14 protein-coding genes and 1 tRNA gene are annotated in these 13999 nt (G+C 37.7%); 8 read left to right on the forward strand and 7 right to left on the reverse strand.

The genetic code is table 11. The features are described from left to right. Nucleotides 1-15 precede the first annotated feature (15 nt). Nucleotides 16-618 carry a sugar O-acetyltransferase gene (locus AC1VS3_RS11015; protein WP_481275650.1) on the reverse strand — a complete coding sequence of 201 codons (603 nt, stop codon included), beginning with the start codon at nucleotides 616-618 and terminating at the stop codon, nucleotides 16-18. 329 nt (nucleotides 619-947) lie between these two features. Further along, nucleotides 948-1023, reverse strand: a tRNA-Val gene (locus AC1VS3_RS11020). Between the two features lie 226 nt (nucleotides 1024-1249). Between AC1VS3_RS11020 and AC1VS3_RS11025 the strand changes: the two genes are divergently transcribed. The 4 genes from AC1VS3_RS11025 to AC1VS3_RS11040 are packed head-to-tail and all read left to right on the forward strand — an operon-like array spanning nucleotide 1250 to nucleotide 4219. After that, nucleotides 1250-2365, forward strand: coding sequence for a helix-turn-helix domain-containing protein (locus AC1VS3_RS11025; RefSeq protein ID WP_119983305.1), 1116 nt, complete (start codon nucleotides 1250-1252; stop codon nucleotides 2363-2365). Continuing rightward, on the forward strand, nucleotides 2353-2553 hold the full coding sequence (locus AC1VS3_RS11030) for a PLD nuclease N-terminal domain-containing protein (RefSeq protein ID WP_008686870.1): 201 nt from the start codon (nucleotides 2353-2355) through the stop codon (nucleotides 2551-2553). Before AC1VS3_RS11025 ends, AC1VS3_RS11030 begins: the two co-directional genes overlap by 13 nt. Continuing rightward, entirely contained in the window at nucleotides 2550-3458 is a 909-nt protein-coding gene (locus AC1VS3_RS11035; protein WP_117548055.1) for an ABC transporter ATP-binding protein, read from the forward strand. The genes AC1VS3_RS11030 and AC1VS3_RS11035 overlap by 4 nt, the downstream gene beginning before the upstream one ends. Next, nucleotides 3455-4219 (forward strand): ABC transporter permease, encoded by a 765-nt coding sequence (locus AC1VS3_RS11040; protein ID WP_117548054.1) that lies wholly within the window; start codon nucleotides 3455-3457, stop codon nucleotides 4217-4219. The genes AC1VS3_RS11035 and AC1VS3_RS11040 overlap by 4 nt, the downstream gene beginning before the upstream one ends. Before the next feature lie 217 nt (nucleotides 4220-4436). Here the strand turns inward: AC1VS3_RS11040 and AC1VS3_RS11045 are convergent, their stop codons facing one another. Together AC1VS3_RS11045 and AC1VS3_RS11050 are read right to left on the reverse strand one after the other, a co-directional pair. Beyond that, nucleotides 4437-5144, reverse strand: coding sequence for an ABC transporter permease (locus tag AC1VS3_RS11045; protein ID WP_117548053.1), 708 nt, complete (start codon nucleotides 5142-5144; stop codon nucleotides 4437-4439). Continuing rightward, nucleotides 5137-5859 carry an ABC transporter ATP-binding protein gene (locus AC1VS3_RS11050; protein ID WP_117548052.1) on the reverse strand — a complete coding sequence of 241 codons (723 nt, stop codon included), beginning with the start codon at nucleotides 5857-5859 and terminating at the stop codon, nucleotides 5137-5139. The genes AC1VS3_RS11045 and AC1VS3_RS11050 overlap by 8 nt, the downstream gene beginning before the upstream one ends. Before the next feature lie 494 nt (nucleotides 5860-6353). On the opposite strand from AC1VS3_RS11050, the gene AC1VS3_RS11055 reads away from it, so the two are divergent. The 4 genes from AC1VS3_RS11055 (at nucleotide 6354) to AC1VS3_RS11070 (ending at nucleotide 11680) form a co-directional block, all read left to right on the forward strand. After that, nucleotides 6354-6947, forward strand: coding sequence for a TetR/AcrR family transcriptional regulator (locus tag AC1VS3_RS11055; RefSeq protein ID WP_008686859.1), 594 nt, complete (start codon nucleotides 6354-6356; stop codon nucleotides 6945-6947). A 23-nt stretch (nucleotides 6948-6970) separates the two neighbouring features. Next, a complete protein-coding gene (locus AC1VS3_RS11060; RefSeq protein WP_008686857.1) occupies nucleotides 6971-9043 on the forward strand; it encodes an efflux RND transporter permease subunit in 2073 nt (690 codons plus the stop codon). A gap of 25 nt (nucleotides 9044-9068) precedes the next feature. Then, nucleotides 9069-11318, forward strand: coding sequence for a YhgE/Pip domain-containing protein (locus AC1VS3_RS11065; protein ID WP_117548051.1), 2250 nt, complete (start codon nucleotides 9069-9071; stop codon nucleotides 11316-11318). A 149-nt stretch (nucleotides 11319-11467) separates the two neighbouring features. Next, nucleotides 11468-11680 carry a zinc ribbon domain-containing protein gene (locus tag AC1VS3_RS11070; RefSeq protein ID WP_008979261.1) on the forward strand — a complete coding sequence of 71 codons (213 nt, stop codon included), beginning with the start codon at nucleotides 11468-11470 and terminating at the stop codon, nucleotides 11678-11680. Nucleotides 11681-11789: 109 nt separating this feature from the next. On the opposite strand, the gene AC1VS3_RS11075 is transcribed toward AC1VS3_RS11070, so the two are convergent. The 3 genes from AC1VS3_RS11075 to AC1VS3_RS11085 form a co-directional block, all read right to left on the reverse strand. Further along, nucleotides 11790-12131, reverse strand: coding sequence for a hypothetical protein (locus AC1VS3_RS11075; RefSeq protein WP_117548050.1), 342 nt, complete (start codon nucleotides 12129-12131; stop codon nucleotides 11790-11792). A 98-nt stretch (nucleotides 12132-12229) separates the two neighbouring features. After that, entirely contained in the window at nucleotides 12230-13015 is a 786-nt protein-coding gene (locus AC1VS3_RS11080) for a DUF2812 domain-containing protein (protein WP_117548049.1), read from the reverse strand. Nucleotides 13016-13277: 262 nt separating this feature from the next. Continuing rightward, nucleotides 13278-13739: a hypothetical protein gene (locus tag AC1VS3_RS11085; RefSeq protein WP_117548048.1), complete on the reverse strand. Its 462-nt coding sequence runs from the start codon at nucleotides 13737-13739 to the stop codon at nucleotides 13278-13280. Between the last annotated feature and the right edge of the window lie 260 nt (nucleotides 13740-13999).

Genomic DNA, 13999 nt, shown 5'->3' on the forward strand with positions numbered 1-13999 from the left:
TGTATTCAGTACGTTTTAATTATTTGTACTGTCTACTTTTGAGAATCGTATCAATTGGCAATCGCTTTTTATTTTTGCTTCTTCTTTTATAGAACGAATGATGCGACATGGATTTCCAGCGGCTAATACATATGGTGGAATATCTTTTGTGACTACGCTGCCTGCCCCAATCACACTACCTTTTCCTATCGTGACTCCTGCCATTACTACCGTATTGCCACCAATCCAAACATCTTCTTCAACATGTATAGGCAATGCATACTCTAAACCTGCTCGACGATCTTCTATAGAGAAAGGATGACCCGCTGTATAAAAAGCACAGTTTGGTCCCACAAACACATGATCTTCTACATATATTTCAGCAGCATCCAGCATGATGGTATGCATATTCAAATACACTTGTTTCCCTAAGCGGATATTGGTCCCATAATCACAATAAAATGGTTGTTCAATAATTAGGTCATCTTCCATTTCCCCTATGATAGCTTGTAAGACTTTCTTACGTTCTTTCACAGCTGTAGGCAGTAGCTGATTATATTGGTGACACAGATCATGACATTGATTGCGTTTTGCGACAAGTTCTTTATCATAATTTGCATCATAAAGTATCTTTGCCATATAACACACCTCTTTCTTTTAGTATTATGATATCATAATTTGTTCCCATTTGGCTGGTTTTAAAAAAGCACTGCCATAGGTTGTTTATCCTAAGCTTATGTACAAACTCATGTTATTTTTCTCATTCAATCTTTAGTTCCCTATTTGCTGTTGGAGGTTTCGATAATAAAATAGCACTCCTAATCAAGCAGTACCATAGGTTGTTTATCCTGAGCTTGTACAAACTCATGTTATTTTTCTCATTCGATCTTTAGTTCCCTATTTGCTGTTGGAGGTTTCAATATTAAAAAAGCGCTGCCATTCAAGCAGTGCCGTGGGTTGTTTATATATGGTGGAGGTTGAGGGACTTGAACCCCCGACCCTCTGCTTGTAAGGCAGACGCTCTCCCAACTGAGCTAAACCTCCATCGGTGATTCATATATTACCATAAAACAACTAATCATGCAAGATATATTTTAAAAATAGCACTATTATCTGTACTATAATCTTACGTATTCCACCTGCATCACAACGATCAATCATTTTGCCAAGTTTCCTATTAAGCAACTTTTCTTCTTATTGTTGCGACATAATCCATTGTTTTATACCTATCTTCCACTTATAATGAAACCAAGAAAGAAGGTTAGAATTTATGAAACCACTAAAACTTGGAGAAAATATCGCTGCCTTACGCAGAAAAGCCAACATCACACAAGATCAATTAGCCAACTGGATCGGCGTCAGTAAATCTTCTGTTTCAAAATGGGAAACCAACACATCCTATCCAGATATCATTTTTCTTCCTCAGCTTGCCACTTTATTCAATGTCACTGTAGATGAACTCATGGGATATGAGCCTCAGTTGACACAAGAAGCTATTGTTGAACTCTATCATCAATTATCTGATGAAATCGCCCACGACAGTGATGAGGCTTTGAAGCATTGTGAAGAATTGTTGCATACGTACCACGCATGTTTCCCTTTCTTATATAAGATGATTGTTTTGTATTTGAATCATGCCACATTATTTAAAGACCCTGCAAAGATCTTAGATGAGGCTTTAAAACTTTGTCACTATGTAGAAAAAGAATGTAAGGATCCGACCTTGACAAAAGAAACCCTCACCTTGGAAATTATGGCATACATTGCCAGCGATAAACCCATGGATGCCTTACAGCTGTTAGGAGAAATCCCACGTCCGATTGCGCAAGACAGTGAACTTACTGCCGCTTGTCATCAGAAATTGGGAAATATGGAACAGGCATATCGTATTTTGCAGACATCTGCCTATCAGCATTTGTTGTTTCTAATTCAAGATTCCATCTCTTTTATGATGCTGAGAATAGATGATTTAACAGCATGCGAAAAAACCATTGCGAAAGTAAAAAGTCTTTTGGAACTGTATCAGATATCGCATATCCATCCATATACAGCCTTTCAATCCCTTCTTGCCATCGCACAGGTATATGCCCATCATCACCTTTATGAAGAAGCTTTTAAGGAATTGACACATTCTGCTGATATCCTTGCTACAACGAATATGGATAAATTACAGAATCAAGATGATTATTTCACCGAATTAAACAGTTGGCTGAAAGAGATTGCCTTAGATACGCAGCCACCACGCAATCGCACGATTGTCATTGAATCGCTATTGCAGATTATCAACGAGTTACCGGAATTTCAACCGATGAAAAACGATCCCCGTTTTCAACATTGTATCCGCATTTTAATGCAGAAAAAGGAGGAAACCACATGCAGACCTTAATTGATCATTTACCACTGCTTTTACCTCTAATCATCATTGAATTGATCTTAGCCTTTAGTGCATTATTTCATGTTCTACGTCACCCTCATTATCGTTTTGGTAATCGATATATCTGGATTTTCGTTGTCTTATTACTGCAATTTTTCGGGCCTATTATCTATTTCGTATTCGGAAGAGGTGAAGAATGATGAATGTACTGGAACTTCATCAAGTAAGAAAAACCTTTGGCTCTCATGAAGTCTTAAAAGGAGTGGACTTCTGCGTCCCTGCACATAGTATTTTAGGCTTTGTCGGACAAAATGGGGCCGGTAAAACAACTACTATGAAGCTTATATTAGGTTTGCTGCCAAAGGATGCCGGTGAGATTCAGGTATGCCAAGAAACGGTAAGTTTTGGTAATACAAAAGCCAATCGCCATATCGGTTATCTAAGTGATGTTCCTGCCTTTTATGATTATTTAACCCCTTATGAGTATTTACAGCTCTGTGCATCAATCACACATATGTCTGCCGCAGATTGTAAAAGAAAAAGTGAAGAGCTCTTAACATTGACTGGTTTATGGCAAAGTCGCAAGAAGCGTATCGCAACATTTTCTCGCGGTATGAAACAACGTCTTGGCATTGCGCAAGCTCTGTTGAATGAACCGGATTTGCTTATTGCGGATGAACCGACGTCTGCTTTAGATCCCATCGGACGTAAGGATATCCTATCCATACTAACACAAATTAAGGATCATACAACTATTATTTTTTCCACTCATATCTTAAGCGATGTAGAGCGTGTCTGTGATTCCTACGCTATTCTTCATGATGGCATTATCCAACGACATGGCAGTATGCAATCCATCAAGGAAAAGGCCAGTAATAGAATGCAACTAGAATTCATGAATCCTGAATCCATGCAGCATTTTCTTTCCAAAACGCAGTTTAGCACCAAGATTTGTACGGATACAGAGTTGCAGATCACACATGATAATATGTCACTGCTGCAAAGCAAGCTTCATCAGGAATTATTGCAGCAAAAACTTTCCTTGCGCCGTATGGAAATCGTTGAACCGACCTTGGAATCCCTATATATGGAGGTGGTAAAATGAATGCCTATCTAGCTTTTTTAAAGAAAGAATTTTACGACTATCTACGCAGCTACAAGCTCTTTGTACTTATGATGGTGTTTCTGGCTTTAGGATTTCTGAACCCTATCAGTGCGCGGTATCTTCTTGAAGTTGCGGCAAGTCTTTTGCCAGATGGCATCCAAATACAATTACCACAACCTGAAGTGATGGATTCATGGGCGCAGTTTTATAAAAACATTTCGCAAATTGGTATTATCATCCTATTAATTGTTTTTAGCACCATGATTTCTAATGAATTGCAAAAAGGAACATTGATTCATCTATTAACAAAAGGTTTATCCAGAACCACCATTTTATTAGCGAAGTACAGCAGTGTTTTACTAGTATGGACATGTTGTTATGGCATCAGCTTTCTTGTCACATATCTGTATAACTTCATGTTTTGGCCTTTGACAAATGTGCCACACTTATTGTTAGGCATCTTTTGTATATGGTTGTTTGGTTGCTTGCTGTTGGCATTGTTATTATTAGGTGGTGTACTTACGAAAACAAGTATTGGCTCTTTATTATGTACTGGAGGGTTCTTCCTTATTTGTATGGGCATGTCTTTATTTCCTCCATTACAGGAAATACAGCCTGCTATTCTTATAACAAATTCTATCTCTTTACTACAAGGACAAAGTCTTCCAGCCGATTATTTAGTGCCTATTCTTCTTGCCCTACTTTTGATTGGTATTTCTTTATCTAGTGCCGTGGTGATATTTCGCCATCAACAGCTATAAGCTGCATATGCTGTAAAGTTGTAAATACAAATACTCTTTTTCATCCATTCATAAACACCCACCAATTTCATGATATGTGCTAGCTTCATGATATGTGCTAAGAATGCTCGACAGGATCACTATCAAAAGGTTTCTTCTTATAAAACAAAATCCCTTCTGTGAAGTCAAACATCACAAAAGGGATTTTCCTTTTTTAAAGTATCTTGGTGAAAAACAGTTACTTGATTTCTTGTCGATTGAAACAGAAAGCTCCGACATATGCGAAGAAAAGTATAACAATCGTTACGATTCCTAAATGCAACATCGTCACTGTATTAACATTTACTTGTTCGATTGCCGTAGCAACGCTGCCTAATTCATAATCGGCAAGTCCACTGATATGTAAAAAGCTTCCAACATAACCAAAGGCAAAAGCTCCAAACAAATAATATGCAAAGGATAAAGATACAGCTAACGCGGCGCTATGTATAATACTTCCCAATAAAAAGAAGATAACCGTATAGTTCAATACGACTACGGCCTGTAACAACACAGCTTTAATGATAAAGAAAGCATCCATTGTTACCGTTGCTCCGCCATACACACTGAAGCCTACCGACATGATGGCTTCAATCAAAAAGATTCCCATACAGCCAATATAGGCAGCCAATAATTTCCCTATATAAATGCTAGTACGACTAATTCCTGCACTAACGACATTTTTCATTGTTCCATCGTTATAATCGGCCTGGGCTACACTGATGGCAACAAGCGCACTAAACAAAGGTACAATGCTTGCTGAGGAAGCAATCGCATCTTGAAAGCTGATTTTCTCATCCGTCATAAGACCTAAAGCCAGATAAATACCAAAGGATAACAATAAGATAAACCAATATGCTTTATTACGTTTTAGCTTAAATAACTCCGCCTTTACTACCTTATGCATCTAACTCACCTCCGGCAATTTTAATGAAGAATTTTTCTAAATCTACTTTGTTGTTTTTGACTTCTTCTTCACTGATTTCTTTTACTAACTTACCTTCCACGATAAACCCATAACATGTGGCAACCTTTTCCATTTCCCCCAAGATATGACTGGAAATAATAATGGTCGTACCTTTTTTATTCAGATCCAATAAAATCTTACGCACATTCGCAATCGCAATCGGATCTAAGCCATTGATGGGCTCATCTAAAATTAATAATTCCGGTTCTCCTAAGATAGCGCAAGCAATACCTAAACTCTGCCGCATTCCTAGCGAAAAACCTTTCACTTTCTGTCCGCGTTTTTCATATAAGCCAACCTTTTTTAGCGCCTCATGGATGGCTTTCTTTTTATCCTTTAACCCTAACAAATCAGCACGCAACATTAAATTATCATATGCAGAAAGTCTGGTTATAAAAGCAGGTGTTTCTATGATGGAACCGATACGGCTTCGTTCCTGATTCATTTCTTTACCCTTTTTACCTAATAGCTGAATTTCTCCCTTGGTTGGTTTACTTAACCCCAACAGCATTCGCATGAATGTTGTCTTACCGGCGCCGTTTCGCCCAATCAACCCATAAATACTCCCTTTTTTTACACACATCGATATCGCATGATTTGCTTTATATCCTCTGTATTCCTTTGTTAAATCTTTTGTGACGATGATATCCTCCATGATATTCCCTCCTTCAAGAATAAAGCTTACCGTATAATGTCTTATTCTTTATGTACCATCATAACAAACAAATCACGTACTGCGTAATTTTCAAATAACTTTTATTACCGAAAACCTAACCGAAATCACCAATGTTGATACAATTTTCAAATCTATATCAGCAAATACCTTCATCTACCAATATGCTTTCTTTAACAACCATCATAATAACTTATTGTATATATTCACGCACAACCATCTATTCTCCTTTCATCGCCATAACGTATTTCATTTTTTAAGAACTAATATATTTCTTATTTACGCTAGTATCGCTTTCACCCTTTTATAACCAGAAACCCCTTTCACGCATAGTATTTAGACAAATAAAAAGAACTGTCTAAAGAACTTCTTTTTCTACTGCATATAAAATATTGACTGTTCGTCATTTTTGCCATATCCTTTTCACGGTCATAAAAAAATGACTTAAAGTCATTCAGGAAAAGAGGTGTAACTATATGCGAAACAAGGTTCTGATGAATAAGAATGAGAAACGCCGCAGGATTGAAGAAGCTGCCTTGCGCCTATTTGCGAAAGAGGATTTTAACCGCATATCCATCGACCAAATTGTCCAGGATGCTCATGTAGCAAAGGGCACTTTCTATCTTTACTTTCATGATAAGGTACAACTTATCAATCATCTAATCGTGAAGAAAAGCTCTTCCATCATTGATGAAGCATTAATGAAAGCCAAAGAGGAACAGATTGATGATAAGATCGAAGAATTGATCTTTCTTGTAGATTATGTCATAGAATTTTTCAAAGCCAATCCCAGCAGCATTAAGATGATCCAGAAAAATCTATCTTGGAGCGTTATCGGCGGTAAGCTTGGCGATGATGAATATGAGGTCGTGAATCATCTGGAGGATTTTCTCAGCTATTTAATCAGTTTAGGTTATCAAGAACAGGAAGCCTATCAACTGATTTTTATGATTCTAGAGCTTGTTTCAACCGTATGTTATTCCTCTATTGTATTAAAACAGCCGGATAGCATCGACAATTTAAAACCGATGCTATATACGACGATTCGCAAAATGATCAAACGATCTTAAAAGAAAGATAGGAGCGTGGAGGTATGAAGAAGTTATCTGATTTCATTGTTAGAAAAAGAAATCTGATTCTGTTAATTGCGGTACTGCTGCTGATTCCAAGTGCGATCGGTTATGCACGTACCAAAGTCAATTATGACTTATTGAGTTATCTGCCAAAGGATGTAGAATCCATGAAAGGACAAAAATCATTATCAGATGATTTCAACCTTGCCAGCACCGGCATGCTGGTAGTAGAAAATATGCCGGATAAAAACGTTGCGGAATTAAAGAAAGAGATTCAAAGCATTGATGGTGTAAAGGATGTCTTATGGCGAGGCGATATCTTAGATATCAGTATCCCGAAGGAGGTCTTGCCAAAAGATGTCAAAGACATGCTGTATTCGGATAAAGGAACTCTGATGGTTATTACCTTTGAGGAAGATGGTGCATCACAAAGAACGATGGATGCCATTCATAAGATCAAAGGTTATAGTGAAAAGCAGTGCTATTTGGGTGGTTTCTCTGCCGTATCCGAAGATATTAAGGATTTAAGTGAAAAAGAAACACCATTGTATGGAGTCACGGCCATCATCTTGTGTGTGATTGTCTTATTTATGGGATTGGAGTCATCCATTGCCCCCTTTATCTTCGTCTTGGGAATTGCTTTCCCGGTTGCTTATAACTTTGGTACTAATGTATTCCTCGGCGAAGTTTCTTATATCACAAAAGCCTTAGCGCTTGTCTTACAGTTAGGTGTTACCATGGACTACTCTATCTTCCTGTTGCATCGTTATCAGGAAGAAAAGAATAAAACAAGTAATCGTGATGAAGCAATGTCAAATGCGATTCAGGCAACCTTTACTTCCATCACCTCATCTTCAGTTACAACCATTGCCGGTTTCTTAGCATTATGTGCCATGCAACTGACCTTAGGAAAAGATATTGGTATTGTCATGGCAAAAGGTGTTATCTTTGGTGTCTTATCCACGATCATCATCCTGCCATCGCTGTTAATGCGTTTTGATAAGTATATTGAAAAATGGAAACATCCAATCATCTTGAAGGAACCTAAGAAACTGCCTGCCTTCTTAACAAAGCATTATAAAGGCATTCTGGTAATTTTCTTAGTCTTGTTCATTCCGATGGGGTATGCACAAAATCATACCAAAGTCTATTATGATTTGAGCGCCAACATGCCGCAGGATTTTGCCAGCATCATTGGGACAAATAAATTAAAGGATCAGTTCCATATGACAACCACCCACTTCTTACTGGTGGATGAAAATTTAGAAAACTATCAAATTAAAGAAATCTGTGATGAAGTGGAAAAACTAAACGGTGTTTACAGTGTCGTTTCCTATGAGAGTCTGATTGGCGGAAGAATTCCGACACAATTAGAGCCGGAAGCCGTTAAAACCATTTTAAATAATGGCGGTAAAAAAATGATCTTGGTCAACTCAACGTATCGTGCGGCTACGGATGAAGAAAACGAACAGTTAGATAAGATTGACAACATCATGCACAAATATGATAAACATGCCGTGATTGCTGGTGAAGGAAGCTTAACGCGAGACTTGATCACAACAACGGATATTGACTTTAAGATGGTTAATATCTTATCCGTATTAGCTATTTTCTTAATTATTGTAATTACCTTTAAATCTTTAGCATTGCCAGTAATCCTCGTTGCGTCGATTGAATTTGCTATCTGTATCAATATGGGTATTCCATACTTTACCGGTAGTGTGTTGCCATTCATTGCCAGCATCGTTATCGGAACGATTCAATTAGGTGCTACGGTTGATTATGCAATTTTGATGACAACGCGTTATAAAGAAGAATTAAGTAATGGCAAACCGGTCATTGAAGCAGCGCGTGAAGCCGCAGCCAAATCGGCCCCAAGTATTATCACATCCGGTTTATCCTTCTTCGCAGCCTGTATCGGTGTATCCTTCATCGCGAAGATGGATCTGATCAAGAGCTTGTGTACGCTGATTTCACGAGGCGCTGTTATCTCTATGCTGGTAATTCTTCTGGTATTGCCTGCCTTGTTGATTATCTTCCATAAAGCGATTGAAAAAACAACAAAAGGTTGGCCAAAAGCCAATTTGAAATAAATAAGGAAAGAAAGAGGTTGAGAACATGAAAAAAAATGTAAAAACAGTTACTTGTGCCGCATTGAGTCTGATGATGGCAAATACTTGTATGACAACACTGTATGCCAAAGATGGCGATGATACACAAACAACAAAGGATGAAACGGTCTATGCGATGTTGCATCCAGATGGAAGTGTTGATGAAGAAATCGTAAGCAGCTGGCTGCATAATGATCATGGTATTAAAAACATTAAAGAATCACTTGATCTTAAAGATGTCAAAAATGTAAAAAGTGATGACCAGCCCTCTGTGAAAGGAAATACCTATACATGGAATGTTGATGGCAATGATGTGTATTATGAAGGAAAAACAACGAAACAATTGCCAGTAAAGGTAAATGTCACCTATAAACTAAATGGTCAAGCAATAGATGGTAAGGATCTCATTGGAAAAAGCGGTCCATTGGAAATTCATATAACCATGAAAAACACACAGACACGTCAGGTGAATATCAATGGCAAAACAACCAATATTCATCCCTTATATATCGGTGCCGGCGTCATTGATCTGTCCACAGATCACTTTTCCAACGTCACTTGTGAAAATGGAAAAATTTTGAATGAAGGCAATAATCAAATGGTTGGTATCGTTGCTTTGCCAGGATTGGAAGACACCTTAAAAAGTAGTGGTATTAACGATACCAAAGGCTTAAAAATCCAAGATGAATACGTCATCAAGTGTGAAACAAAGGACTTTGAGATGGGGCCTATCATGATTGCCTTAACACCGGAAGTTCCTCTTGATAAATTGAAAGATATTAATTCACTTGATGAATTACTGGATGGCATTGATCAGTTGAGTGAGGCAAGTGTTAAGTTAGCAAATGGAACCAGTCAGCTTGCTGAAGGCACAGCCACCTTAAACAGCAAGGTTAAAGAAATGGTAAATAGTATTCCGGCTTTAAGCACTGGTGTAAATGACTTAAAGAGTGGTACTACAAAATTAACCAAAGGTTCTAAAGAATTATCTGCCAACTTGAAAAATTTAAGCAATGGCCTTTCTCTTGCCAAAGATGGCACCAAAAAACTGACCACTGCCACAAAAGATCTGCCAACCTTAGTCACCAGTATATCTGAGTTGAATGATGGCATGCAGACATTATCCACCGGTTTGCGTGAAGGCAACACCAAGATTCAGGCAGTAGATTTAAAAAAGATGCAGACATTAGTAGATGATTTAGCCGCCTATCCTACACAATTGACGGAATTAGCGAATAGTGCTTTGAAACTTAACACGGCAATACAAGGCATTAATACCATTGTGAATGGCGACACTCTGAAAGCAGCCAGTGCACAAGCAACCGCTAAAACAACAGCTGCCAAGACAACGGCTTGTACCCTCTATGCTCAAAACGCTGATCCAACCAAGTCAAATATGACACAGGAACAAATCAACGCACTCAAAGCAATTTGTACAGATACAACTTATGCCGAAGGTTATGCTTCCGGTGTTCAAAATGCTTTATATGGCGATGCTGATGGTGCTGGTCACAATGTCAGTAATCTGAGTGCAGCGGCTGCGTTAGGAAGTGCAAAGCTGTCTGAAAAAGCACCGGAATTAAATGCCGCCGCCACTCAATTAAACGGCGCAGTTACTTTAGTAAAAACAACGCTGACTGATTTAGGTACGCTGCAGGATAGTATGAAAGATGCTGCAGAAGGTGCAGCTACCCTAGCTGCCGGCACCAGTCAATTAAAAACAGCAACTGCCAATTTAGGTGAATTAAAAACTGGAATTAAGACTTTAAATACGAACATGGTATCTGCCAGCAGCGGTGCTTCTCAATTATATAATGGATCAAAAACCTTAGTAAATGGCTTAACAACAGCCAATGCCGGTGTTACTAAGCTGCAAAATGGTTCAACAGCTCTTAGCAAAGGGGCGAAACAGCTGCACGCTGCCACAACCACATTAGCCGAAAAAACAGGTGAATTAAACAAAGGTATGCAAACCTTTAAAATGGATGGCATTGATAAAATGAAACATGAAGTCAATGTATCTATGAGCGATCTGAATCAGCTGCTATCTATTAAAAATGAAATCGTCAAAGAAGCTGAAAATGAGCATACCTTTGCAGGTGCCCCTACAAAGAGTACAGCAAAAGTAAAATTCATTTATAAGACAGAAGAACTAAAACATGAGAAGAAAGTAGAAACAGAAAAGAAAGCCACAAAAGAAGAAAGTAAAGATAACTTCTTCGATAAGATCACCAATTTCTTTGCCAAATTGTTATAAAAAAGCTAAGGAACGATTATCAAAAAGATATCGTTCCTTTTATATGCCATTCTTTTGATAATCAAAACTCCTTACTTTTTCTTAATGATTTCATCTTTGCCATCTTATTGATAAATGCTATAATATTTATATTCAAGGAGGTTCTTATAATGGAAAAGAAACAATTTGTCTGCCCTAAATGTGGGAATACATCTTATGAAAGCGACCAGTTTCAGGCAACCGGCGGCAATTTTGCGAAATTATTTGATGTTCAGAATAAAAAATTCGTAACCGTATCCTGCACGCGTTGCGGTTTTACAGAATTATACAAGAGCGAAACAGATGCCGGATGGAATATTCTTGACTTCTTAATTGGCAGCTAAAAAACATCATACGATGTTTTTTTTTCTCTTTCATAAACATATACCCAAAAGTGATGCCATATGATTCATTTTTTGCATTATAACTGCCTGCTATGAAGGTAAGATAAGCTCAATCGATAAATGCTTTCACCTTATGAAATTTATAGAAAGATGGCAGGATTTCTAATAACGCAAATAGCAATAACGTTTCATCCTCAAGCTTATACCCTATAAAACCAAACCATTCTCTGCAAATCGGCAATAATATGATAAGTGTACTACTCTCTGCCACAAGCGAAGTGATAAATAAGGCTGTTTTCGGATATCGGTTATACCATGTAAGAATCTGCGTTTTACTTACGTGAAAAAGCCGAAGTATAAAATACAACAAAAACAGCACCCCGGCATTCACCAGCATTGCCGCCTGCAAAAATATACCTAAGCTGAAAAGAAAGCATAAAATTGTTTTCATAAGTACCTCTTGTACAAAAGTATAGCACTCTTCCTTAAAAAAAGAAACGTCGGATAACGTTTCATTTTTATTGATATCTTTGCTATATCCAGAAGATATTATGATTGATATTTAAACTCTAATAACTTCTTCTTTACTTTCATATAAATCATTAAATAAAGGATAAAGGTTCCAATCAATAGAACAGCGACAATTGTGAAAATAGTCATAAAAATACCCTGATATATCGTTGGATGTGTTAGTAAGAAAAACAAAATACCTAACATGAAAACCATAAGAATGACAATCATCGTAATCAAATTGCGCCAGCTGGATAACAGTCGTTTATACAAAGCATTACGTGATTTACGATCACTATAGATTTCCGGTTCAGGCGCACCGGGTTCTTCTAGGGTGCGAAAATAATGCAACATTCCATCAAATTCACTCTTTTCATGATAAATGCTTTCCCATCCGGCCTCTTTAAAGTTCTCTACATAACGATCTCCATCACGCAGACCATGCTCATAATAGCCTAAATGGTAATAGTAGTTTTTTACTTCACCCAGTTCGAAGGTATAGCGAATGCCCTTTTTTTCTTTAAAGTGATACCCACTCATAGACATCTCATGCAAATAACGCGCTTCTTCATCCATATCAGAAACAAAGAAAATGCGATATTTTACTAACGTTTCAGGCTTTGTTTCTACTTCCTTCGTAACGGTTTCCATGGTATCTGATGAAAGATCCTCCAGGGAACCATCTTGTTGTGGTTCTGGATCTTCCTTTAATTCTTCTTTCAACTCTTCCATCATCTGTTCCAGATTCTCTTCCGGAATCAGTTCATCACTTTCCTTCATCTTATCCACATCTGATGTTGATGTAAGCTTTTTTTCTTCTTTCATAGCCTGCCTCCTTATGAAAAGGTACTTATTTAATTTATCATGTAAATGCATGCGTGTCAAATAATGGCAGACATTCCCTTTCATATACATAAAGAAGGAGCTTGCCGTTAAAAAACAAGCGTACATCCGAAACAGAATGAACGTAAAAGCGTTAAGCGTTCATAAGGAATCGCTGCTACGTCTTTCTATTATGTATTCCCATAGCTAATGAAAGATAATTCTTACGACGGTAATCAAAGAAGTGATGATAAAGTGAAACCATTCACGGTAATTGTAGCAGTAGATTGGCAAACCAATATTGTTCATCATGAACAATATCCATACGACAAATCATCCCTTCTTTAACCTTCTCCCATTCCACCTTTTCACATGCTAACCCTACTACGAGCTGTTTCACAATAAAACCTTTACCAAAAGATAAGACAAGCGTATCTTGCGAAACGGTAAAGTTGCGCTGATTCCATATACTGGACTTATGAAATTCCCAATCATGATGCTTAAGGAAATACGCATAGCGATTGCGTGCTGTCTGATAAAGCTGCCATTTACTTTCTTTAGGAATCGCTTTATGGATACGTTTGACATCATAGCGTATAGGTTTCCCTTCTAAAATCATCTGATATACATATTTACGTAAAGCACTGTGATAAATATCTTCATAAGCAAGCAATACTTGTTTCCGTTCTCGATCTGCACGAATGCGCAGCTTAATGGTTTTATACATACGAACACCTCCTACCTTTGTATACGACACAAACATGAGAAATCTGTAAAATAGTGATGAAAATGTTCAAAATTTACAGGTTTGGCTGTTTTTTTGTAAGGCCGAAAACAGGTAGGAGGAGCGCCTATTTTTTTGATTTTAGGACTAGACTTTTAAAAATGACTATGATATACTTTTATGGCAAACGAAATGTATGCAAATCAGAACTGGAGTAGTACTCAAGAGGCTGAAGAGGTGCCCCTGCTAAGGGTATAGGTCGG

Source organism: Longicatena sp. (assembly GCF_982403165.1).